Raw genomic sequence first — 21,086 nt, 5'->3', positions numbered from 1 at the left:
TGGGTCTGCGGGGGACTGTAGCGCGCCCCGCGGCCCCGCGTCAGCGCCCCAGTAGTCTCAGCGCTCATGGAGCAGAGGCATCTCGGCCGCACCGGACTGCGCGTCTCCCGGATCGGCCTCGGCACCCTGACCTGGGGCCGTGACACCGGCGAGGAAGCCGCCGCCGAGCAGTTGAAGACGTTCTGGGAGGCGGGCGGCACGCTCGTCGACACGGCTGACGTGTACGGCGACGGGGAGGCGGAGTACCTCCTCGGGCAGCTGGTGGGCTCCCTCGTACCGCGCCGGGACCTGGTCATCGCGACCAAGTCGGGCAGCGTCCCCGACCCCGACCGGCGGTTCGACGGCTCGCGCGGGCACCTGCTGAGCGCCCTGGACGACTCCCTGGACCGGCTGGGCACCGATTACGTGGACCTGTGGCAGGTGCACGCCTTCGATCCGCGGACCCCGCTCGAGGAGACCCTCCAGGCGCTGGACCTGGCCGTGGCCAGCGGCCGGGCCCGGTACGCGGGGGTGTCCAACTTCAGCGGCTGGCAGCTGGCGAAGGCCGCCACGTGGCAGCTCGCCGCGCCGGGGACGCGGACCCGGCTGGCCTCCACCCAGATGGAGTACTCGCTGCTCCAGCGGGGCGTCGAGCGCGAGGTGCTGCCGGCGGCCCGGGACCTGGACGTCGGCCTGCTCCCCTCCTCCCCGCTGGGCCGGGGGGTACTGACGGGCAAGTACCGGGACGGCACCCCGGCCGACTCCCGGGGCGCGTCGCCGTCGCTGGCCGCGCTCGTGGAGCCGTACCTGGACGAGGCGGCGCGCCGCATCGTGGACGCCGTCGTCACGGCCGCGCAGGGCCTGGCGGTCACCCCGCTCCAGGTGGCGCTGGCCTGGATCCGCGACCGGCCGGGGGTCACCGCCCCCATCGTGGGCGCGCGGACGTCGGCGCAGCTGGGGGCGGCACTGTCGGTGGAGGCCCTTAGTCTTCCGGAGGAGATCCGCCGGGCGCTGGACGACGTGTCGGCGCCCGTGCACCGCTACCCGGATCAGGACTGGAGCACGCTGTGAGTACGGCCCCCGACCCCGCCACCCCCGCTGCCGCGGAGGACCCGTACGAAGCCGCCCCCGCCGACCCCCGGGACGGGTCGCCCGACACCGCGGACGCACCGGACGGGGCGGACACCGGAACGCCGGAGGACGCGGAGGGCGCGGAAGACCCGGAGGACGCCGGGCCGGACGGGGAGGACGCGGAGGTTCCGGAGGGCGCCGGGCCGGACGGGGAGACGGAAGACGCCGCGGGGGCCGCTGCCGAGCCCGTGACGGAGACCGCCGCGGGCCAGGACGCCGACGGGACCGGGCCGGCCTCGCCCGAACTCACCGAGGCGCAGGCCGAGCTCGCCGCGCAGAAGGTCGAACGCGAGCGCATCGCCCGCCGCAAGGCCGAGCGCGAGGGCCCCGTCGAGGCCGGCGGCAAGCTCAGCGGCAAGGCCGCCGACCTGCTGGCCGCCGTACGGGCCGTGGAGAGCGGCGCCCCGGCGGCCCCCGTCTACTTCGACGAGGCGCCCGCCGCGCCCCGCAAGGCCGCCCCCGCTCCCCCGCAGCCGCGCCCGGCGGCCCCCGCGCCCGCGCCCGCCCCCACCGCCGGGGACGTCGGCGCCGTCCGGGCCGTGCTCGTCCGCGGCGGCGCCCCCGAAACCCTGGCCGGGCAGGCCGCCGAGGCCCTCGGCGAGGGTGCCGCCGAGCAGCTCGCCGAGGACCCCTGGCGGCTGCTCGCCGTCCCCGGGGTCCGCCCGGCCCAGGCCGACGGCTTCGCGCAGGCCCTGCTCGGGCCCGCGGCGGGCCCCGGCGACGAACGGCGCGGCGCCGCCCTGCTGGGCTGGCTGCTGGACCAGGCCGCCCTCAAGGGGCACACCGCCCTGGAGGCCCCGGTCCTGGAGAAGGCCCTGGCCCAGTACGGTGTGCCGGCCCCCGCCGGCACCCTGGAGGCGGCCATCGGCGAGGGCGCGGTGCTGGTGTTCCACGAGCCGCTGGGCCCGCCCGCCGGGGAGGACGAGGAGCAGCCCGTGCGGATCCTCGTGGGCCTGGAGGAGCACGCCCTGGCCGAAGAGGCGCTCGCCGACGGCCTGGCCCGCCTCGCGGGCACCTTCGGCGGCCCCGCGGACTGGTCGGCGGCGGCCGGCGGCGCCGGCGCCGAGCTCATCCGGGCCGTCGCGGGCCACGGGGTGGTCACCCACACCGGCGGCGAGGCCTCCCGCGCCGAGCCGGCGGCCCTGCTCGCCGCCGCCCGGCAGCTGGGCCTGCGGGCCGTACTGGCCGCGCACGCCCCCGCGCACGCGCCCGGAACCGTCACCGTGGCCGGGCTGCTCGCGGGGACGGAGGGCCCGGGCCGGGACGCCGACGGCCGCTTCGACCTGGACCTGCTGATCGTCCTGGACGCGCCCCAGCTGGACGTGGAGACGGCGGCCGCGCTGGTGGAGTCCGTGCCGGACGGGGCCCGGCTGGTGCTCTCCGGGGACCCGGGGGTCCTCGGATCAGCCGGCCCCGGGCGGGTGTTCGCCGATGTGCTGGCGGCCCGCGCCTTCCCGCAGGTGGTGTCCCGCACTCCGGACCCGGGCCCGGTCGGCGAGCTGGTGTCGGGCATCGGCGTCGGGGAGCTGAACCGGGTCGACGCCCCCGGCAAGGAGGTCGTCATCGTCCCGGTGCGGGACGCCGGCGAGGCCGTGCACCGCACCGTCCAGCTGGTCGCCGAGTCGGTGCCGCGGGCCTTCGGGATCCCGGCCGAGGCCGTGCAGGTCATCACCCCGGGCCACGGCGGTCCCGCCGGGACCCGGGCGCTGAACGCGGCCCTCAAGGAGCGGCTGAACCCCGGCCCCGGCCGCTTCGCCGGCTTCGACCCCGGCGACCGGGTGGTCCACGTGCCCTCCCCGGGCCGGGCCCTGCCGGCCCGGGTGGTGTCGGCCGACGCGCGGGGGCTGCACCTGGAGGCGCCGGGCGGACGGGTCGTCGTACCGCAGGAGCGGGTGGAGGCGCAGGTCCGGCACGGCTGGGCGGTGACGGCGCACCAGGCGGTCGGCGCACGCTGGCCGGCGGTGGTCGTCGTACTGCCCGGGGACGCGGCACAGACCCTGACCCGGGACTGGGTGTACACGGCGTTCGGGCGGGCCGAGCGGCACCTGTCGGTGGTCCACGGGGTGGACGAGGCGCTGCCGCGCGCGGTGGCGCAGGGCCTGCCGAAACCGCGTACGACCCGGCTGACGGGCCTGCTGCGGGCCCTCACGGCCGCGCAGGAGGAGCAGCCGTAGCGGGCCGGTCCGTGCCCCGGCCGGCCGGAGGGCCGGCCGGGGCACGGACGGCGGTGGCTCAGGCAGGGGCGAGCCCGGACGCGGGGGCGCTCTCCTCGTCGGCGTCCTCGTCGGCGTCGTCGGGCTCCTCGTCGAAGACCGAGCTCACGTCGAAGCGGTGCAGCACGTCCTTCGGATCGATCGATCCGAAGGGGGAGTCGAGCCAGTCCCCCGGTTCCGCGACCTCCTCCAGGGCGGCGATCCAGAGGGTGGAGTCGCCCTCCTCCAGACCGAACTCCTTGTAGCGGGAGGCGATCTCGTCGGGCTCGTACTCCCCGAAGAGGACGCCCAGCGCCCCGGCGGTACCGCCGTCGTCGAGGAGTTCGGCGTCACGGTCGTGGGCGGCGACCCGTTCGGCCTGGGCGACCAGCCGGGCCGGTTCGACGACGGCGTAGTCACGGCGGATGAGCACGCTGAAGGCGGCGGGCTCGGCGGGGCCGGTGTACGGGACACCGGTCTCGGGCGCGGGGATCTCGAAGGGGGTGACCTCGTCGTAGCGGTCGTAGAGGAGTTCGTCGTACTCCTCGGCCGCGGCGGCGAGTTCGTTGAAGGCGGCGTAGACGGCCGGGTCCTCGTCCCCGATCCTGCTCTCGACCGCGGCGAGGTGACGGTCGAGAGCGGCCTTGACCGCCTCGGCGGCGGCGCGTACCTCGGCAACAGTGGGCAGAGCGGCATCAGACATAGTGCAGACGCTATCCGTAGCGGGCCGGTGCCCGCACAATAGATGCGATGCCGGAATACGAATTCGTCGACGTGTACGTGCCTCGCGGGACCCCCCGCAAGGAGGCGACCCGACTGCTGACCGACCATGCGGAATACGGGAACTGGGAGCTGGACCGCCTGACCCTGTACCGGGACGGCAGCCGCCGCGCGCGGCTGCGCCGCCGGATCATCCGCCAGGTCCGCGCGACCTGGTGAAACTGGTGACGCGGGCCCCGGATACGGGGCCCGCGTCGTGAGGGGCCGTCAGGCGGCGTTACGAGCGCGGCGGTAGAGCACGGCGCCGGCCAGCAGCAGGCCGCCCGCGAGCGGTACGCCGGCCGTCATGGCGTCACCCGCGCCCGTGGCGGCGAGGGCGGCTTCCGCCCCGTGGCCGGGGCGGGCGGCCGGGGCGCCGGGCTTGACCGGGGCGACCGGGCCGGCGCCGGGGTGGCCGGGCGTGTGCCCGCCCGGGGTGCCGGAGTTGCCCGGGGACTGGCCGCCGGGGTTGCCCGGGGTGTGACCGCCCGGAGTGCCGGGGTTCCCCGGGTGGCCGGGCTCGTCGTCGTCGCAGGGCTCCTCGTGCCCGCCGCCCGGGTGCCCGGGGTGCCCCGGCTGACCGGGGTGACCGGGGTGACCCTGACCGGGCTGTCCGGGGTGACCCGGCTGTCCGGGGTGACCGGGGTGTCCCGGCTGACCGGGACTGCCCGGCTGACCGGGGTTGCCGGGCCGGCCAGGGTGCTGCGGCTTGCCCGACTGGTTGGCGCAGCGGTTCCCGAAGGCCGGGTTCAGGGCCCCCACCACCGTCACCGTGTTGCCGCACGCGTTCACCGGCGCGTCCACCGGCGCCTGCACGTTGTTGCCGGACAGCAGGCCCGGAGAGTTCGAGGCGTGCCCCGACGCACCCGAGTCCGCCTGGGCCTGACCGCCGGCGAACGCGAGGACACCGCCCGCCGCCGCCATCGTGATCAACGTCTTCCTCGTGACCTGAACCGGTCGTCGCATCTGTACTCGTCCCCTGGTGTGTACGTTCCGTTCGACGCGCAGGCCGTACAGGATCCCCCGCCTGCCGCGCCGAACAAGTGGGCTTCCGGGCCGGAAAAGCCCGGCGGCCCCGGAGCGCTGGATGCGCTCCGGGGCCAGGACTTCAGAAGCGTCAGGCGTTGACGCAGGTGTTGCCGAAGGCCGGGTTCAGCAGGCCGATGATGTTCACGGTGTTGCCGCAGACGTTCACCGGGATGTGAACCGGAACCTGGACGACGTTGCCGGACAGGACACCGGGGGAGCCGATGGCCGCACCCTGGGCACCCGCGTCGGCGGCAGCCACGCCCGCACCCGCGAGAACCAGACCACCGGTGGCAGCCGCAGCGGCGACAACCTTCTTGAGCATTGTTCCTCCTAGTAGGCAAGTGCGGTCCCAGCCGCGGACCGCACCACCTGTAACGAGGAGGGATCACCGGGGCTACGAGCGTATGAGCGCATTCACTCTTCTCAGTGCAATCCGCACACCTTCCCGAATCCCGGGCGTTATAGGGGCTCGCCCCCGTCAGGCGTTGTCGATGAAGCGGTCCAGGACCCGGACACCGAACTTCAGCCCGTCGACCGGGACCCTCTCGTCCACGCCGTGGAACATGCCGGCGAAGTCCAGCTCCGGCGGCAGCTGGAGCGGGGCGAACCCGAAGCAGCGGATGCCGAGGTCGTCGAAGGACTTGGCGTCCGTCCCGCCGGACAGCATGTACGGGACCGCCCGCGCGATCGGGTCCTCGGCCTTCAGGGCGCCCTGCATGGCGTCCACGAGCCGGCCGTCGAAGTCCGTCTCCAGCGCCTTGTCCCCGTGCACGTCCTCGCGCTTCACGCGCGGGCCGAGGATCCGGTCGAGGTCGGCGAAGAACTCGTCCTCGTAACCCGGCAGGAAGCGGCCGTCCACGTGCGCCGTGGCCTGGCCGGGGATGACGTTGACCTTGTAGCCGGCGCCGAGCATCGTCGGGGCGGCGGAGTTGCGCAGCGTCGCGCCGACCATCTTGGCGATCCCGCCGAGCTTGGCGAGCGTCGCGTCCATGTCGTCGGGGTCGAGCGGGGTTCCGAGCGCGTCCGAGAGTTCGTCGAGGAAGTGCCGGACGGTCTTCGTGACCCGCACCGGCCACTGGTGGCGGCCGAGGCGTCCGACGGCCTCGCACAGCTCCGTGATCGCGTTGTCGTTGTTGGTCATGGAGCCGTGGCCCGCGGTGCCCTCGACCGTGAGCCGCATCCAGTGCATGCCCTTCTGGGCCGTCTCCACGAGGTACAGCCGCAGGTTCTCGTTCACGGTGAAGGAGAAGCCGCCGACCTCGCCGATCGCCTCCGTGACGCCCTCGAAGAGGCCGGGGTGCTTGTCGACGAGGTGCCGGGCCCCGTACGTGCCGCCCGCCTCCTCGTCCGCCAGGAAGGCCAGCACGATGTCGCGGGGCGGCTTGCGGCCGCTGCGCATGCGGTCGCGTACGACGGCCAGCGTCATCGCGTCCATGTCCTTCATGTCGACCGCCCCGCGGCCCCAGACGCAGCCGTCGGCGATCTCGCCCGAGAACGGGTCGTAGGTCCAGTCGGCGGCGTTCGCCGGGACCACGTCGGTGTGCCCGTGGATCAGCAGGGCCGGCCGCGAGGGGTCCTCGCCCTCGATCCGGGCCACGGTCGACGCGCGCCCCTTGTGCGACTCGAAGACCTGCGGCTCCAGCCCGACCTCGGCCAGCTTCTCGGCGACCCACTCGGCCGCCTTGCGCTCACCGGGGCCCGAGTGGTCCCCGTAGTTGCTCGTGTCGATCCGGATGAGGTCCCGGCAGAGGTCGACGACCTCGTCCTGTCCGGAGACGGCCTTGCCCGCGCCCGATGCGCTCACGCTGTTCCTCCCACTGATCAGTACCGGATGCCGCTCCCATCCTCCCGCCCCGGGCCCGTCCGCCCAAGGGCGTTCCCCGCCCACCGGGGGTGTGATCGAGGACCCCCCGCCGTTTGGTACTGTTTTCCACGTCGCAACGGCCCGCGAGGGACGTGAGGCGCACACCCGGTCCGGGTGGCGGAATGGCAGACGCGCTAGCTTGAGGTGCTAGTGCCCTTTATCGGGCGTGGGGGTTCAAGTCCCCCCTCGGACACACACAGAAGGACCCCGCTCCGGCGGGGTCCTTCCCCGTTCCCCGGCACGGCCGGAAACCGGCGCACCGGGGGACGCCGGGTGCGGGAGGCCGGGGACGAGCCACCCCGGAATGTTTGGTAATGTTTTCCACGTCGCAACGGCCGCGAGGAACGTACGGCGCACACCCGGTCCGGGTGGCGGAATGGCAGACGCGCTAGCTTGAGGTGCTAGTGCCCTTTATCGGGCGTGGGGGTTCAAGTCCCCCCTCGGACACATACGGAAGGACCCCGCTCCGGCGGGGTCCTTCCTCGTTCCCCGGCACGGCCGGAAACCGGCGCACCGGGGAAACGGAAGAGGCCCCCGGGCCGGGATCCCTGATCCCGGCCCGGGGGCCTCTCGTACGCCGTGGGGTCAGTTGTTGGGGGCGGCGAGTTGCGCCACGCGGCGGCGGACCAGGAACCAGCCGCCGACGAGGGCGGCGGCGATGGCCGGGAGGAACATGACCGTGGTGCGGCCGACGCCGCCGTCGCTCCACATCAGGACCAGGACCGCGACCAGGAAGACCAGGGTCACGATCTGGGTGTAGGGGGCCCAGGGGAGGCGGTAGGACGGGCGTTCGACCAGGCCGTTCTTCGCGCGGTGCCAGAAGAAGAGCGAACAGATCATGACCATGGCCCAGGTGCCGAGGATGCCGATGGAGGCCAGGTTGAGGACGATCTCGAAGGCCTCCCCGGGCATCCAGTAGTTCAGGCCCACGCCGGCGACGCCGAAGGCCGCCGTGAAGAGCACGCCGCCGTAGGGGACCTTGCCCTTGTTCATGACGCCGGTGAACTTGGGGGCCGAGCCGGACATGGCCATCGAGCGCAGGATCCGGCCGGTGGAGTAGAGACCGGAGTTCAGGCTGGACAGGGCGGCGGTCAGGACGACCAGGTTCATGACGCCGGCGGCGCCGGGGACCCCGAGCTTGTCGAAGACGGTGACGAAGGGGCTCTGGTCGGCCGAGTAGGCGGTGTACGGGAGCAGCAGGGCCAGCAGGACCACGGAGCCGACGTAGAAGACGCCCACGCGCCACATGATCGAGTTGATCGCCTTCGGCATGATCTTCTCGGGGTTCTCGGTCTCACCGGCGGCGACGCCGCACAGTTCGACGGAGGCGTACGCGAAGACCACGCCCTGGACCACCAGGAGCATCGGCAGGACGCCGGAGGGGAAGAGGCCGCCGTTGTCGGTGATGTTCGCCAGGCCCGGGGTGGTGCCGCCGATGTCGTGGCTGGTGGCGACGAGGTAGATGCCGACGATCAGGAAGACCACCAGGGCGGCGACCTTGACCAGGGAGAACCAGAACTCCATCTCGCCGAAGTACTTCACCGAGATCAGGTTCGCGGTGAGGACGACGGCCAGGGCGATGAAGGCGAGCACCCACTGGGGGACGTCGGTGAACATCGACCAGAAGTGGGCGTAGGTCGCGGCGGCGGTGATGTCGGCCACCGTGGTCGTGGACCAGTTGAGGAAGTACAGCCAGCCGGCCGTGTAGGCGCCCTTCTCCCCCATGAACTCGCGCGCGTACGAGACGAACGCGCCGGAGGAGGGGCGGTAGAGGACGAGCTCGCCGAGCGCCCGGACCACGAAGAAGGCGAAGACGCCGCACACCGCGTACGCGATGGCCAGGGAGGGGCCGGCGCCGGCGAGGCGGCCTCCGGCGCCGAGGAAGAGGCCGGTGCCTATCGCGCCGCCGATGGCGATCATGTTGATGTGGCGGGACTTGAGGTCCTTGCTGTAGCCCTCGTCACCGGCGTCGACAGGGCGTGGGGACGCCTTGGCGGGGGGCGCGGTCAAGGTGCGATCGCTCATGCGGAACTTCGCCTTCGTGGGGTCGGACAGGAAGGCCGGGCCGTGTGCGGGGGAGCTGGGTGGTATCCCCCGTGCAGCGGTTCCGGTGATTTGTCGACCCAGGAGACCATGAGCTTCGGCCCCCCGCCAAAATCGGCCTCGTACGCCCGGGAGCCCCCGGCGACCATGGAAACGGTCTCCGGGGGCTACCTACGGGTACGAATGCGAGGCGCGGGCCCTCAGGCGCCCGGTGCGGCCTCCGCGGCCTGGTCGAGGCGGAAGGCTTCGTTCCCGAGCCCGATCCGGGCGTGGACCTCGGGGCGGCGGGACTTCAGCAGCAGCCCGTGGACGAGTCCGCCCAGGGCGGCGACGGCGATGACCGCGGGCAGGGCCCAGCTGAGCGCGGAGCCCTGCTCGGCGCCGACGAGGAGGGCGAAGTCCTTGACGGTGTAGAGGGCGATGCCGACCAGGGCGAGGCCGGCCAGGCCCGCGGCGACCAGCCGCCAGACCTGGGCACCGGCGGTGCCCCGGCGGACGAAGAAGGCGATGACGGCGAAGGAGGCCGCCGCCATCAGGACGGTCACGCCGAGGGCGCCGACGCTGCCCATCCAGGTGAACAGGTGCAGGACGGGCGCGGTCGGGTCGCCGGCCGGCATGGAGTCCGTGACGGCGAAGAGGAGGACGACCACGGCGGCGACGACGGTCTGCAGGAGGGAGCCGGTGGCGGGGGCGCCGGTGCCCGGGTTGGTGCGCCCGAAGCGGGCGGGCAGCAGGCCCTCGCGGCCCATCGCGAAGGCGTAGCGGGCGACGACGTTGTGGAAGCTGAGCATGGCCGCGAACATGCCGGTCACGAAGAGCACGTGCAGGACGTCGGTGAAGGTGCCGCCGAGGCGGCTGCCGGTGAGCTCGAAGAGCAGGCCGGGCCCGGCCTCGGCGGAGGCCTTGACGATCCCGGCGGGGCCGGCGGCGACCGTGAGGGCCCAGGCGCTGAGGGCGAAGAAGACGGCGGCGAAGCCGATGGCGAGGAACATCACGCGGGAGACCACGATGTGCGGCTTGCTGGTCTCCTCGGCGTACACCGGGGACTGCTCGAAGCCGACGAAGGCGGCGATGCAGAAGCACAGCGCGGTGCCTAGGCCCGCTCCGCCGAGGGCGGCCGGGTCGAAGGCCTGCAGGGAGAGGCCCTCGGGGCCGGGCTTGCCGAGGGCGGCGACGTCGAAGACGACGACGAGGGCGCACTCGATGAGGAGCAGGACGCCGAGCACCTTGGCGTTGAGGTCGATCTTGAGCCAGCCGAGCGCGCCGGTGGCGGCGACCGCGAGCAGGGCCGGGATCCACCAGGCGACCTGGGTGTCGAGGTAGGTGGCGAAGAGGCCGGATATCTCGAAGCCGAGGATGCCGTAGACGCCGACCTGCATGGCGCTGTAGGCGACGAGGGCGACGAGGGAGGCGGCGGCGCCGGCGGTGGGGCCGAGGCCGCGGGCGATGTAGGCGTAGAAGGCGCCGGCGTTGTGGACGTGGCGGCTCATCTCGGCGTATCCGACGCCGAACAGGGCGAGGACGACGCCGAGGATGACGAAGAGCAGCGGCTGGCCGACGATGCCCATGACCCCGAAGATCGTGGGCATGACACCTGCGACGACCATCAGGGGCGCGCTGGCGGCGAGGACGGAGAGCAGCAGTCCGGCCGTGCCGAGCCGGTCGGCACGCAGGGCGCGGTCCTGGCCCTTGTACGTGCGGATCTCGGCCGCGGAATCGGCTGGGAGCGTGGTGGATCTGCCCGTCGGCATGGCAGGGTCCTTTCGGGGGTGACTGGCTGGTCAGGCGGTGCCGAGCGCGGCACTGCGCGCGGCGAGGAAGGCCTTCTGCGGATCACGGTCCGGGTAGGACCAGGGGGCGCGGGTGGCGTGGCTGCCGATGCGGTGGAAGAGGGCGGCCGCCTCCGCGGGGCGGCCCTCGCAGAGCTTGGCGTGGGCGAGGAAGTTGAGGTCGACCCGGTTGCGGGGGTGGTCCTCCCGTTCCCACTCCAGCCACCAGTCGAAGGCGGAGCGCAGCACCTGCCGGGCCCGGCGGCCGGTCCAGTGCTCGGCGGCGGCCTCGTTGGTGGCGCTGCCCCGGGCGGCGGCGAGGACGCGGAAGCGCTCGGCGTGGGCGATCACGGGCAGCACGGCGAGCGGGGAGTCGGCCGGGGACTCCTCGGCGGCCCAGGCGGCGAAGTCGTACACCTCGTGGAGCGGGTCGAGGCCGGCGGCGGGGGTGCGTTCGGCGAGCTTGGCGACCATCAGGTGGTGGGCGTGGTGGTGCTCGCGGTGGCGGGCCCGGACCTGGTCGAAGTGGCGGCTGAACTCCTCCTCGGTGCCGAAGGCGCGGGCCAGCATGAGGAGGCCGAGCCAGGGCGTGGGGTCGGCGGGGAGCAGGGCGGCGGCGCGGCGGCACGCCTCGTCGGCGGCCTCGGGGCTGCTCTTGCCGCGCAGGGCGGTGAACACGCAGGCGCAGGCGAGGAGGGTGGCGGCGTCGGCGCTGTCGGGTTCGGCGAGCAGCCACTCGCCGGCCCAGGCGGTGGCGGCCGGGGTCTGGGCGAGGACGACGAGGCGGTGGCCGCGGCGGTCCCAGTCGTCGCCGGTGGCGACGAGCAGGGTACGGGCCTTGGCCCAGCGGCCCTGGGTGAACTGACTGCGGACGCCCACGAGTTCGGAATCGCACAGCGCGGGGTCGAAGAGCTGGGCGTCCCGCTTGCGGGCGCGGCCGAGGGGCGGCGGAGGCGGGGACATCCGCGGGTTCCCTCCAGGACGCGGGCGCGGGTGGACTGCGTACACGGGTGCACGCACGGGTAGGGGTGGTGCGCAGGGGATGCCGACGGGGCGGCTCGATCACGCCGGTGGTCAATCCGGATGATCACACACAGCAAACCGGTAGGCACAGCTCCGAGTCAAGGTCCGGTCCATGGGGTGGCGCGTTTCAACTGGTGCGCAAAAGGGGCGGGTTGGGACGCGGCGGACGGTTCGGAACCCCAGTGTGACCTGCGACGACCGGCCGTAGGGTGGGGCGCATGACGGACTTCGACGGCCTTCCCCCCTTCCAGCTGGGCTTCCCCGGCGAACTGCGCGACCGGCTCGTGGCCGCCGTGCTGAGCGGCGCCAAGACCACGACGACGGGCCTGATGGGGCAGTACGAGGCCGCGGGCGAGCCGCTGCCCCGGCCGGGAGAACGCCTGGCGCTGGTGGACTCCGCGGAGCGGCCGGTGGCCGCCTTGGAGGTGACGGACGTACGGGTGCTGCGGCTCGCCGAGGTGGACTTGCGGCACGCGGTGGACGAGGGCGAGGGCTTCACCTCGGTGGCCGAATGGCGCTCCGCGCACGAGCGGTTCTGGCACGGCGGGCCGGTGCGGGCGGAGATGGGCGACCCGGGCTTCACGGTGGACGACGACACCCTGGTCGTGACCGAACGCTTCCGCCTCCTGTGACGCGCGGCCCGGGCCGGCCGACGGCCCGGGTCAGCCGACGGCCGCCCGGGCCGGGGCCGCGCGGCCCGGGTCAGCCGACGGCCCGGGCGGCCGCGCGGCCCGCGGCGCGGCCCGAGAAGACGCACCCGCCCAGGAAGGTGCCCTCCAGGGCGCGGTAGCCGTGGACGCCCCCGCCACCGAAGCCGGCGGCCTCGCCGGCCGCGTAGACGCCGGGCAGCGGCTCCCCGGAGGGGGTCAGGACCCGGGAGGACAGGTCGGTCTCGAGGCCGCCGAGGGACTTGCGGGTGAGGATCGAGAGCCGGACGGCGATCAGCGGTCCGGCCGCCGGGTCCAGGACGCGGTGGGGGGCGGCGGTGCGGATCAGCCGGTCGCCGAGGTACCGGCGCGCCCCGTGGATCGCCGTCACCTGGAGGTCCTTGGTGAAGGGGTTGGCGATCTCCCGGTCGCGGGCGGTGATCTCGCGCCGGACGGTGGCCTCGTCGAGCAGGTCCTCCCCGGTGAGCTCGTTCATCCTGCGCACCATCGCCGACAGGTCCCGCTCCACGATGAAGTCCACCCCGCGGTCCATGAAGGCCTTGACCGGCCCGGGGACCGCCTGGCGGGCCCGGTTGACCACGTCGCGCACGGACTTCCCCGTCAGGTCGGGGTTCTGCTCGGAGCCGGAGAGGCCGAACTCCTTGCCGATGATGCGCTGGTTGAGCACGAACCAGGTGTGGTCGTGGCCGGTGCGCATGATGTGGTCGAGGGTGCCGAGGGTGTCGAAGCCCGGGAAGAGCGGTACGGGCAGCCGCTTGCCCGTGGCGTCCAGCCACAGGGAGGATGGGCCGGGCAGGATGCGGATGCCGTGCCGGGCCCAGACGGGGTCCCAGTTCTGGATGCCCTCGGTGTAGTGCCACATCCGGTCCTTGTTGATGTGGCTGGCCCCGGCGGCCTCGGCCACGCCCAGCATCAGGCCGTCCACGTGCGCGGGGACCCCGGAGAGCAGCCGCGCGGGCGGGGTGCCGAGCCGGTCGGGCCACTGCGCGCGCACGAGGTCGTGGTTGCCGCCGATGCCGCCGCTGGTCACGATCACCGCCTGGGCCCGCAGGCTGAACGCGCCGGCGGTCTCGCGGCCGCTGGCGGTGCCCCGTACGGCGTCCGAGGGTGCCAGGACCTCTCCGGTGACGGTGTCCACGGCGCCGGCGGTGGCCGACAGCCCGGTGACCCGGTGGCGGAAGGCGAACCGGACCAGCCCGCGGGCGGCTCCGGCGCGGACCCGCCGCACGAAGGGCTCCAGCAGGCCGGGGCCGGTGCCCCAGGTGATGTGGAAGCGGGGCACGGAGTTGCCGTGGCCGTTGGCGTCGTAGCCGCCGCGTTCGGCCCAGCCGACCACCGGGAAGAAGCGCACCCCGCGGGAGTGCAGCCAGGAGCGCTTCTCGCCGGCCGCGAAGTCCACGTACGCCTCGGCCCAGCGGCGCGGCCAGGCGTCCTCCTCGCGGTCGAACCCGGCGGTGCCGAGCCAGTCCTGGAGGGCGAGCTCGCGGCTGTCCTTGATGCGCATCCGGCGCTGCTCGGGGGAGTCCACGAGGAACAGACCGCCGAAGGACCAGTGCGCCTGCCCGCCGATCGACTGCTCGGGCTCCTGGTCGAGGAGGATCACCCTGCGGCCCGCGTCGACGAGCTCGGCGGTGGCCACGAGACCCGCGAGGCCCGCTCCGATCACGATCACGTCAGCGTCGTACGTCATGCCTGCCGGTCCTCCGGTCGCTCGGTGGTGGGGCAGATCCTTGGCTACGGAGCGGTAACCAGTCAACAGCGGTGGTTGGATGGATCCATGGATCCCGCTGACGAGGTACTGGACGTGGTGGACCGGGACGACAGGGTCGTCGGGCAGGCCCCCCGGGGCGAGGTGTACGGCCGGGGGCTGCTCCACCGGTGCGTGTTCGTCCTGGCCACGGACGCGCGGGGGCGGGTGTTCGTGCACCGCCGGACCGCCTCGAAGCTGGTCTTCCCCTCGCACTACGACATGTTCGTGGGCGGGGTGCTGGGCTCCGGGGAGGAGTACGCGGAGGCGGCCCTGCGGGAGGCCCAGGAGGAGCTGGGGGTGAACGGGCTGCCGCGCCCGGAGCCGCTGTTCAAGTTCCTGTACGAGGGGCCGGGCGGGGGCTGGTGGTCGTACGTGCACGAGGTGCGGTGCGCCCTGCCGGTGGCTCCGCAGGCCTCGGAGGTGGACTGGCACGCCTGGCTGCCGCGTGAGGAGCTGGACCGGCGGATCGCCGGCGGGGAGTGGGCGTGGGTGCCGGACGGGCTGGAGGCGTACCGGCGGCTGCGGGCGTTCCGGGCGTCGCGGGCGTCGCGGGCGTTCCGGGAGGAGGGCGGGACCCAGGGCGCGCCGGGTTCGTGACGGGGACGTAAATTGGCCACGTGATCGACTTCGTCAAGGACGTGCGGCTCTGGTTCGCACCGCAGCGGCTGCGGGACGAGGGCGAGACCCCGGACTACCGCTTCTCCCTCGCCAACGAGCGGACCTTCCTCGCCTGGATCCGGACCGCGCTGGCGCTGGTGGGCGGCGGGTTCGCGGTGGACCAGTTCCTGCCGGACCTGCGGTGGGGCGTGCGGGTCGGGATGGCCTTCGCGCTGTTGGCGGTGGGGGCGGCGTGCGCGCTGCGGGCCGTGAACCACTGGATGCGGTGCGAGCGGGCCATGCGGCGGGGCGAGGACCTGCCGGTGTCGCGGTTCCCCGTGGTGCTGGGCCTGGGAGTGGGGCTGGTGGCCGGGGTGATGGTCCTGGTCGTGCTGCTGGGCTGGACGGGCGGGCGGTGACCGTCCCCGGTGCGGGCCCGCGCGACGCGGGGCTCCAGCCGGAGCGGACGCGGCTCGCGTGGCGGCGTACCACGCTGGCCTGCTCGGTCACGGCGGTGCTGGCGCTGCGGCAGGCCCTGCACGGCACCGGTTCGCGGACGGAGGTGGCCGGGGCGGCGGTGATCGCGCTGATCTGGCTGGCCTTCCTGGCCGTGGCGCACCGGCGGGTGCGGGAGCTGGCCGGGACCCGGCCGCCGGGACTCGCTCCCCGGGTGGCGCTGGGGGCGGTGCTGTGTGCGGTGGGCCTGGCGGTGTTCGCGATGGCGGTCATCGTCTGAGCCGCTCGTCCGGTGGTCCGCTCGTCCGGTGGTCCGGACAGTGCCGCGCACGATGACACCCGGGGATATAACGGACTGTCCGGGCGTAGCGGACTAGCCTCGGCGCCATGACGACGCTGCACCACGAACACCCCGCGCACATCCATGAGCACGGCCCCGGCTGCGGGCACACGGCGCTCGAGCACGGCGACCACCTCGACTACGCGCACGACGGCCACCTGCACCGGCAGCACTCGGGGCACTGGGACGAATGCGAGGCCTCCGGGCACGCCCCGCACGAGGGGCACGCCCACGAGCACGGCGAGGCCTGCGGGCACGACGCGGTCCCGCACGGCGACCACCTGGACTACCTGCACGACGGACACCGGCACGCCGCGCACGACGGCCACTACGACGACCACTGACGCACCGGCGGAGGGCGGCCCGCGTCGCGGACCGCCCCACGCGGACCGCCCCCGCCCCGCCCGGCCCGGATCCCGGCTGACAGGATGCCGAGCGCCTGTCACAGCGACCCGGGGAGAGCGTCCATGACCGTCGAAGAGCCGTACGTCGTCCAGCCCGCGGCCGGGGTGTACGCCTACGTCCAGCCCGACGGGGGCTGGTGCCTGAACAACGCCGGCTGGATCAGCGACGGCGGGAGCACCCTGCTCGTCGACACCGCCGCCACCGAGCGGCGGGCGCTGGCCCTGCGCGCGGCCGTCGCGGCGTCCGGGGTCCCGCGGCCCCGGACGGTCGTCAACACCCACCACCACGGCGACCACACCTACGGCAACGCCGCCTTCGCCCCCGGGGCCGTGATCGTCGGGCACGACAACGCGCGCGCGGAGCAGCTCGCCGCCGGGCACCAGCTGGAACTGATCTGGCCGGCGACCGACTTCGGCGCGATACGGATCACCGCGCCCGGCCTCACGTACAGCGACCGGCTGACCCTGTACGTCGGGGACACCGAGGTCCGGGTCATCCATCCGGGCGTGGCCCACACCACCGGGGACTCGGTCGTGTGGCTGCCCCGGCAGCGGGTGGTGTTCACCGGGGACCTGGTCTTCGCCGGGGGCACCCCGTTCCTCGCGATGGGCTCCCTCGCCGGCTCGCTGCGGGCGCTGGAGCTGCTGCGGACGCTGGGCGCGGAGACCGTCGTACCCGGACACGGGCCGCTGACCGACGCCTCGGCGTACGACGCGACGGAACGCTACCTGCGGTACGTGGCCGGACTGGCCCGGGACGGCCGGGCGGAGGGGCTCACCCCGCTGGAGGTGGCGCGGGGGGCCGACCTGGGCGAGTTCGCGGCCTGGCGGGAGAGCGAACGGCTGGTCGCGAACCTGCACCGGGCGTACGCGGAGCTGGCCGGGGAGCCGGAGGGGGCGCCGCTGGACATCATGGCGGTGCTGCGGGACATGACGGTGATGAACGGCGGCACGCCCATCCTGTGTCACGCGTGACCGCGCGCGTGACCTGAGGGCGCCGGGCCGGGAGGGAGTTCTTCCGGCCACCCCCTGGACGGCATACCGACTGGTCGGCATGATGGCCTCGGACCGAGAACCCCGTCCTCGACCCGTACGGAGGCGCGCCCCATGACCCCAGCCGATCCCCGAGGCCTCGATCTGCGACGGCTGCACGGCCACCTCGAGGCCGCGCTGCCCGGGCTCACGGCGGGACCGCTGAGCGGCCGGCTGATCGAGGGCGGCCGGTCGAACCTCACGTACGAGGTGACCGACGGCACGGCGCGGTGGGTGGTGCGGCGGCCTCCGCTGGGACACGTCCTGGCCACCGCGCACGACATGCGGCGCGAGCACCGGGTGATCTCCGCCCTGCACGGGACGGCCGTACCGGTGCCGGGTCCGCTGCTGCTGTGCGAGGACGAGGAGGTGCTGGGGGCGCCGTTCTACGTCATGGAGTACGTGGACGGGATCCCGTACCGGACCGCCGGACAGCTCGCGGAGATCGGTCCCGAGCGCACCCGCCGGGCGGTCCTGGCGCTGGTGGACACCCTGGTCGAGCTGCACGCGGTGGACCCGGGGGCGGTGGGCCTGGGCGACTTCGGCCGGCCCGAGGGCTTCCTCGAGCGGCAGCTGCGCCGCTGGGGGAAGCAGCTCGCGGCCTCCCGGGGCAGGGAGCTGCCCGGGATCGACGAACTGCACGGGGCCCTGGCACGGGCCCTGCCCCGCTCCCCCGCCCCGACCGTGGTGCACGGGGACTTCCGGCTGGACAACGTCCTGATCGGCGGCCCGGACGACACGATCCGGGCGGTGCTGGACTGGGAGATGTCCACCCTGGGCGACCCGCTGACGGACCTCGGTCTGCTGGTGATGTACAGCTCCGACCTGGGGCCGGCCGGGTCCCCGGTCAGCACGACGAGCGGGGCGCCCGGCCATCCGGCGCCCGCCGAGCTGGTCGAGCGGTACGCCGCCCGCTCGGGGCGGGACACCGGGGCGATCGCCTGGTACACGGCCTTCGCCTGGTTCAAGCTCGCGGTGATCCTCGAGGGCATCCACTACCGGTACACGCTCGGGCAGACGGTCGGCGCGGGCTTCGACCGGATCGGCGAGCTGGTCCCGGTCTTCATCGCACACGGACTGACCACCCTTCAGGAAGGCTGAGGAGCCGAGCCGCATGGACTTCGCATTCGACACCCGGACCGAGGAACTCCGCGAGCGGCTGCTCGCGTTCATGGAGGAGTACGTCTACCCGGCGGAACCGGTCGCCGCCGAGCAGCGCGCGCGGCTGGCCTCGCCCTGGGACACCCCGGCCGTCTTCGGTGAACTGAAGGCCGAGGCGCGCCGGCAGGGCCTGTGGAACCTGTTCTTCGTGAAGGGGCACGGCCTCGCGGACGGGGAGCACGGCGCCGGCCTGACCAACCTCCAGTACGCCCCGCTGGCCGAGATCACCGGCCGCAGCCCGCACCTGGCACCGATGGCGACCAACTGCGCGGCCCCGGACACCGGGAACATGGAGCTGCTCGCGCAGTTCGGCGACGCCGCGCAGCAGAAGCAGTGGCTGGAGCCGCTGCTGGCCGGGGAGATCCGCTCCGCGTTCGCGATGACCGAGCCCGAGGTGGCGTCCTCGGACGCGACGAACATCGAGACCCGCATCGAGCGGGACGGCGACGCGTACGTGGTCACCGGGCGCAAGTGGTACATCTCGGGGGCGATGAACCCGGACTGCAAGGTCTTCATCGTGATGGGCAAGACGGACCCGGGCGGCGCCGACCCGCGCCGCCAGCAGTCGATGGTGCTGGTCCCGCGCGACACCCCGGGCGTGGAGGTGCGCCGGGCGATGACGGTGTACGGGTACGCGGACCACGACCACGGCGGCCACGCCGAGGTGGTCTTCGACGGGGCGCGGGTCCCGGCGGCGAACCTGATCGGCGAGGAGGGCTCCGGCTTCGCCATCGCCCAGGCCCGGCTCGGCCCGGGCCGGATCCACCACTGCATGCGGCTGATCGGGATGGCGGAGCGGGCGGTCGAGCTGATGTGCCGGCGCGCGGTGGGGCGTACGGCCTTCGGGAAGGAACTGGCCGCGCAGGGAGTCGTGCAGAACTGGATCGCGGACGCCCGGGTCACCATCGAGCAGCTGCGGCTGCTGGTGCTGAAGACGGCCTGGCTGATGGACACGGTCGGCAACCGGGGGGCGCACACCGAGATCCAGGCCATCAAGATCGCCACCCCGCGCGCGGTCGTGGGGATCCTGGACCAGGCGGTGCAGCTGCACGGCGCGGGCGGGGTCAGCCAGGACCTCCCGCTGGCCGAACTGTGGGCGGCCGCGCGGACGCTGCGGCTCGCGGACGGACCGGACGAGGTGCACCAGCGCTCGCTGGCGCACCGCGAGCTCCGGCGCTACCGGGCGTAGGGAGCCGGGGAGCGGCCCGAGGCGGCCTCGATGACCTCGTCCAGCACCTCGCGGGAGCGGACGAGGTCGCCGATCATCCGGTCGATGCGGTCCCGTTCGGTGGCCAGTTCGGCCACCAGGGCGGGGGTGGCGCGCACCGACGGGCCGCCGTCCTCGTCGCGCATGCAGGGCAGGATCTGCGCGATCTTGGAGCTGTGCAGTCCGGCCGCGTAGAGCTCCTGGATGCGGATGACCCGGTCGACGGCCCGCTCGGGGAAGTCCCGGTGTCCGCCGGGCGTCCGGTCGGAGACCAGCAGGCCCTGCTGTTCGTAGTAGCGCAGCGAGCGCTCACCGACTCCGGTGCGCCTCGCCAGTTCACCGATCCGCATGGTCGTCCCCCGGGGGTGGTCGGGCAGGTCTTCGGCCTTGAACCTGACACTGGTGTCAGGTTCTACGGTACCGGCATGACGCAGACACGACACGCCCTCGCCGCTTCCCGCCTCTTCTCCCCCGCCCGCCTCGGCGGCCTCGAGCTGCCCAACCGCCTGGTGATGGCCCCGCTGACCCGCAACCGCGCCGGAGCCGACGGGGTCCCCGGCGAACTCATGGCCGCCTACTACGCGCAGCGCGCCTCGGCCGGCCTGATCATCGCCGAGGCCACGACGCCGAACGCCGTCGGCCAGACCTATCCGCACATCCCGGGGATCCACACCCCGGCGCAGGCGGCCGGGTGGCGGCGGGTCACCGGCGCGGTGCGCGCCGCCGGCGGGCGGATGTTCCTCCAGCTCCAGCACGGCGGGCGGATCGGCCACCCGGACACCAGCGGACACCTCCCGCTCGCGCCGTCCGAGGTCCCGCTCCCGGAGCCGCTGCACACCCCCAGCGGGCTCCAGGACCCCGTCACACCCCGCGCGATGACGGAGGAGGACATCCGCTCCACCATCGCCGACTTCGCGGACGCCGCCCGCAACGCGGTGGCGGCCGGCTTCGCCGGGGTGGAGGTGCATGCCGCCAACGGCCTCCTGCTCCACCAGTTCCTCGCGCCCAACACCAACCTGCGCACCGACGCGTGGGGCGGGCCGGTCGAGGGACGGATCCGCTTCACCGTCGAGGTCGTCCGGGCCGTCGTCGAAGCGGTGGGCCCCGAGCGGGTCGGCGTACGCGTCTCCCCCGGGGTGGAGGTCAACGGGGTCGAGGAGAGCGACACCGAGGAGCTCTACCCGGCGCTCCTGGCCGCACTGGCGGAACTGGAGCCCGTCTACCTGCACGTGGAGTACGCCGACCCGGACGGGCCCGGCTTCGCGGAGCTGCGCCGGGCCTGGCCCGGCGTCCTCATCGCCAACCCCCGCACCTCCCGCGAGGAACTCGCCGCCGATGCCGGCGGGCGGCGGGGAGAGCGGCTGCTGGCGGCGGGCGCCGACCTCGTCGCCCTGGGGCGCGGCTTCCTGGCCAACCCCGACCTCGTGGACCGCCTGCGCACGGGGGCCCCGCTGAACGCCCTCCGCCCGGAGTTCCTGATGCACGTCCAGGGGCCGGAGGGCTACACCGACTACCCGTCGCTGACGGATGCGGCGGGAACGGCGTCCCCCGCCGCCGAGGCCGCCGACACCGCCCGCGCGGCCTAGCTGTATTGACCCGCAGGGTTGTTGACGCGGCTGATGGGTGGGTGTCCGTCGAGTGCGGTGTGGCAGCGGTGGTGGTTGTAGGTGTGGAGGAAGTCT

21 protein-coding genes, 2 tRNA genes and 1 pseudogene are annotated in these 21,086 nt (G+C 73.9%); 14 read left to right on the top strand and 10 right to left on the bottom strand.

All coding sequences use genetic code 11. The features are described 5' to 3' along the window. The first annotated feature begins 66 nt into the window (after positions 1–66). Both ACZ514_RS31640 and ACZ514_RS31635 read left to right on the top strand, forming a co-directional pair. The gene (locus tag ACZ514_RS31640) at positions 67–1,050 is read left to right on the top strand and encodes an aldo/keto reductase (RefSeq protein ID WP_468173149.1); all 984 of its coding nucleotides are present in this window, start codon (positions 67–69) and stop codon (positions 1,048–1,050) included. Beyond that, complete coding sequence (locus ACZ514_RS31635) at positions 1,047–3,284, top strand: helix-hairpin-helix domain-containing protein (protein WP_469126267.1); 2,238 nt, start codon at positions 1,047–1,049, stop codon at positions 3,282–3,284. The genes ACZ514_RS31640 and ACZ514_RS31635 overlap by 4 nt, the downstream gene beginning before the upstream one ends. 58 nt (positions 3,285–3,342) lie before the next feature. On the opposite strand, the gene ACZ514_RS31630 is transcribed toward ACZ514_RS31635, so the two are convergent. Continuing rightward, on the bottom strand, positions 3,343–4,005 hold the full coding sequence (locus ACZ514_RS31630) for a hypothetical protein (RefSeq protein WP_469126266.1): 663 nt from the start codon (positions 4,003–4,005) through the stop codon (positions 3,343–3,345). A gap of 47 nt (positions 4,006–4,052) precedes the next feature. Here ACZ514_RS31630 and ACZ514_RS31625 point away from each other — a divergent pair, with 47 nt between their 5' ends. After that, on the top strand, positions 4,053–4,241 hold the full coding sequence (locus ACZ514_RS31625) for a DUF5703 family protein (RefSeq protein WP_388943548.1): 189 nt from the start codon (positions 4,053–4,055) through the stop codon (positions 4,239–4,241). A 48-nt stretch (positions 4,242–4,289) separates the two neighbouring features. On the opposite strand, the gene ACZ514_RS31620 is transcribed toward ACZ514_RS31625, so the two are convergent. The 3 genes from ACZ514_RS31620 to ACZ514_RS31610 all read right to left on the bottom strand — a co-directional run bounded on the left by ACZ514_RS31620 (position 4,290) and on the right by ACZ514_RS31610 (position 6,894). Further along, on the bottom strand, positions 4,290–5,027 hold the full coding sequence (locus ACZ514_RS31620; RefSeq protein WP_469126265.1) for a chaplin: 738 nt from the start codon (positions 5,025–5,027) through the stop codon (positions 4,290–4,292). Positions 5,028–5,178: 151 nt separating this feature from the next. Then, positions 5,179–5,412: a chaplin ChpH gene (gene chpH / locus ACZ514_RS31615; RefSeq protein WP_468173157.1), complete on the bottom strand. Its 234-nt coding sequence runs from the start codon at positions 5,410–5,412 to the stop codon at positions 5,179–5,181. Between the two features lie 156 nt (positions 5,413–5,568). Then, positions 5,569–6,894, bottom strand: coding sequence for a M20/M25/M40 family metallo-hydrolase (locus tag ACZ514_RS31610; RefSeq protein WP_467896647.1), 1,326 nt, complete (start codon positions 6,892–6,894; stop codon positions 5,569–5,571). A 168-nt stretch (positions 6,895–7,062) separates the two neighbouring features. Here ACZ514_RS31610 and ACZ514_RS31605 point away from each other — a divergent pair. Next, positions 7,063–7,147 (top strand) — tRNA-Leu (locus ACZ514_RS31605). Positions 7,148–7,316: 169 nt separating this feature from the next. Then, positions 7,317–7,401: transfer RNA gene (locus ACZ514_RS31600), tRNA-Leu, on the top strand. 138 nt (positions 7,402–7,539) lie between these two features. Here ACZ514_RS31600 and ACZ514_RS31595 read toward each other — a convergent pair. The 3 genes from ACZ514_RS31595 to ACZ514_RS31585 form a co-directional block, all read right to left on the bottom strand. Further along, positions 7,540–8,979, bottom strand: coding sequence for an amino acid permease (locus ACZ514_RS31595; protein ID WP_469126264.1), 1,440 nt, complete (start codon positions 8,977–8,979; stop codon positions 7,540–7,542). Positions 8,980–9,197: 218 nt separating this feature from the next. Next, on the bottom strand, positions 9,198–10,748 hold the full coding sequence (locus ACZ514_RS31590) for an APC family permease (protein ID WP_469126263.1): 1,551 nt from the start codon (positions 10,746–10,748) through the stop codon (positions 9,198–9,200). Between the two features lie 30 nt (positions 10,749–10,778). Continuing rightward, positions 10,779–11,729: a hypothetical protein gene (locus ACZ514_RS31585; protein WP_469126262.1), complete on the bottom strand. Its 951-nt coding sequence runs from the start codon at positions 11,727–11,729 to the stop codon at positions 10,779–10,781. 278 nt (positions 11,730–12,007) lie between these two features. On the opposite strand from ACZ514_RS31585, the gene ACZ514_RS31580 reads away from it, so the two are divergent. Next, positions 12,008–12,421 carry an ASCH domain-containing protein gene (locus ACZ514_RS31580; protein WP_468173164.1) on the top strand — a complete coding sequence of 138 codons (414 nt, stop codon included), beginning with the start codon at positions 12,008–12,010 and terminating at the stop codon, positions 12,419–12,421. Positions 12,422–12,491: 70 nt separating this feature from the next. On the opposite strand, the gene ACZ514_RS31575 is transcribed toward ACZ514_RS31580, so the two are convergent. Beyond that, a complete protein-coding gene (locus ACZ514_RS31575; RefSeq protein WP_468173165.1) occupies positions 12,492–14,147 on the bottom strand; it encodes an FAD-binding dehydrogenase in 1,656 nt (551 codons plus the stop codon). Between the two features lie 87 nt (positions 14,148–14,234). On the opposite strand from ACZ514_RS31575, the gene ACZ514_RS31570 reads away from it, so the two are divergent. The 7 genes from ACZ514_RS31570 to ACZ514_RS31540 all read left to right on the top strand — a co-directional run bounded on the left by ACZ514_RS31570 (position 14,235) and on the right by ACZ514_RS31540 (position 19,386). Beyond that, positions 14,235–14,804: an NUDIX domain-containing protein gene (locus ACZ514_RS31570; protein WP_469126261.1), complete on the top strand. Its 570-nt coding sequence runs from the start codon at positions 14,235–14,237 to the stop codon at positions 14,802–14,804. Positions 14,805–14,824: 20 nt separating this feature from the next. Continuing rightward, a complete protein-coding gene (locus tag ACZ514_RS31565; protein WP_467893512.1) occupies positions 14,825–15,223 on the top strand; it encodes a YidH family protein in 399 nt (132 codons plus the stop codon). Next, a complete protein-coding gene (locus ACZ514_RS31560; protein WP_468173171.1) occupies positions 15,220–15,540 on the top strand; it encodes a DUF202 domain-containing protein in 321 nt (106 codons plus the stop codon). The genes ACZ514_RS31565 and ACZ514_RS31560 overlap by 4 nt, the downstream gene beginning before the upstream one ends. Positions 15,541–15,647: 107 nt before the next feature. Continuing rightward, positions 15,648–15,944: a hypothetical protein gene (locus ACZ514_RS31555; RefSeq protein WP_468173173.1), complete on the top strand. Its 297-nt coding sequence runs from the start codon at positions 15,648–15,650 to the stop codon at positions 15,942–15,944. Between the two features lie 123 nt (positions 15,945–16,067). Beyond that, positions 16,068–16,979, top strand: coding sequence for an MBL fold metallo-hydrolase (locus tag ACZ514_RS31550; protein ID WP_468173175.1), 912 nt, complete (start codon positions 16,068–16,070; stop codon positions 16,977–16,979). Between the two features lie 132 nt (positions 16,980–17,111). Then, positions 17,112–18,137: a phosphotransferase family protein gene (locus ACZ514_RS31545; RefSeq protein WP_468700139.1), complete on the top strand. Its 1,026-nt coding sequence runs from the start codon at positions 17,112–17,114 to the stop codon at positions 18,135–18,137. Between the two features lie 13 nt (positions 18,138–18,150). Beyond that, a complete protein-coding gene (locus ACZ514_RS31540; protein WP_469126260.1) occupies positions 18,151–19,386 on the top strand; it encodes an acyl-CoA dehydrogenase family protein in 1,236 nt (411 codons plus the stop codon). On the opposite strand, the gene ACZ514_RS31535 is transcribed toward ACZ514_RS31540, so the two are convergent. After that, complete coding sequence (locus ACZ514_RS31535) at positions 19,374–19,754, bottom strand: MerR family transcriptional regulator (RefSeq protein ID WP_468173181.1); 381 nt, start codon at positions 19,752–19,754, stop codon at positions 19,374–19,376. The genes ACZ514_RS31540 and ACZ514_RS31535 overlap by 13 nt on opposite strands. Before the next feature lie 75 nt (positions 19,755–19,829). On the opposite strand from ACZ514_RS31535, the gene ACZ514_RS31530 reads away from it, so the two are divergent. After that, positions 19,830–20,990 (top strand): alkene reductase, encoded by a 1,161-nt coding sequence (locus ACZ514_RS31530; RefSeq protein WP_469126259.1) that lies wholly within the window; start codon positions 19,830–19,832, stop codon positions 20,988–20,990. On the opposite strand, the pseudogene ACZ514_RS31525 reads toward ACZ514_RS31530, so the two are convergent. Beyond that, a pseudogene (locus ACZ514_RS31525) lies at positions 20,987–21,086 on the bottom strand (IS481 family transposase); the annotation flags it as partial. The gene ACZ514_RS31530 and the pseudogene ACZ514_RS31525 sit on opposite strands and share 4 nt — an antisense overlap.

The organism is Streptomyces sp. NPDC034086, assembly GCF_055575515.1.
This window is presented reverse-complemented; position numbering and strand designations above follow the sequence as displayed.

Bases quoted from the DNA above. Each gene is read 5' to 3' on its own strand.
- ACZ514_RS31640 (WP_468173149.1), top strand. From the start codon at position 67: ATGGAGCAGAGGCATCTCGGCCGCACCGGACTGCGCGTCTCCCGGATC.
- ACZ514_RS31630 (WP_469126266.1), bottom strand. From the start codon at position 4,005: ATGTCTGATGCCGCTCTGCCCACTGTTGCCGAGGTACGCGCCGCCGCC.
- ACZ514_RS31625 (WP_388943548.1), top strand. From the start codon at position 4,053: ATGCCGGAATACGAATTCGTCGACGTGTACGTGCCTCGCGGGACCCCC.
- ACZ514_RS31620 (WP_469126265.1), bottom strand. From the start codon at position 5,027: ATGCGACGACCGGTTCAGGTCACGAGGAAGACGTTGATCACGATGGCG.
- chpH (WP_468173157.1), bottom strand. From the start codon at position 5,412: ATGCTCAAGAAGGTTGTCGCCGCTGCGGCTGCCACCGGTGGTCTGGTT.
- ACZ514_RS31595 (WP_469126264.1), bottom strand. From the start codon at position 8,979: ATGAGCGATCGCACCTTGACCGCGCCCCCCGCCAAGGCGTCCCCACGC.
- ACZ514_RS31590 (WP_469126263.1), bottom strand. From the start codon at position 10,748: ATGCCGACGGGCAGATCCACCACGCTCCCAGCCGATTCCGCGGCCGAG.
- ACZ514_RS31585 (WP_469126262.1), bottom strand. From the start codon at position 11,729: ATGTCCCCGCCTCCGCCGCCCCTCGGCCGCGCCCGCAAGCGGGACGCC.
- ACZ514_RS31580 (WP_468173164.1), top strand. From the start codon at position 12,008: ATGACGGACTTCGACGGCCTTCCCCCCTTCCAGCTGGGCTTCCCCGGC.
- ACZ514_RS31575 (WP_468173165.1), bottom strand. From the start codon at position 14,147: ATGACGTACGACGCTGACGTGATCGTGATCGGAGCGGGCCTCGCGGGT.
- ACZ514_RS31570 (WP_469126261.1), top strand. From the start codon at position 14,235: ATGGATCCCGCTGACGAGGTACTGGACGTGGTGGACCGGGACGACAGG.
- ACZ514_RS31555 (WP_468173173.1), top strand. From the start codon at position 15,648: ATGACGACGCTGCACCACGAACACCCCGCGCACATCCATGAGCACGGC.
- ACZ514_RS31550 (WP_468173175.1), top strand. From the start codon at position 16,068: ATGACCGTCGAAGAGCCGTACGTCGTCCAGCCCGCGGCCGGGGTGTAC.
- ACZ514_RS31545 (WP_468700139.1), top strand. From the start codon at position 17,112: ATGACCCCAGCCGATCCCCGAGGCCTCGATCTGCGACGGCTGCACGGC.
- ACZ514_RS31540 (WP_469126260.1), top strand. From the start codon at position 18,151: ATGGACTTCGCATTCGACACCCGGACCGAGGAACTCCGCGAGCGGCTG.
- ACZ514_RS31535 (WP_468173181.1), bottom strand. From the start codon at position 19,754: ATGCGGATCGGTGAACTGGCGAGGCGCACCGGAGTCGGTGAGCGCTCG.
- ACZ514_RS31530 (WP_469126259.1), top strand. From the start codon at position 19,830: ATGACGCAGACACGACACGCCCTCGCCGCTTCCCGCCTCTTCTCCCCC.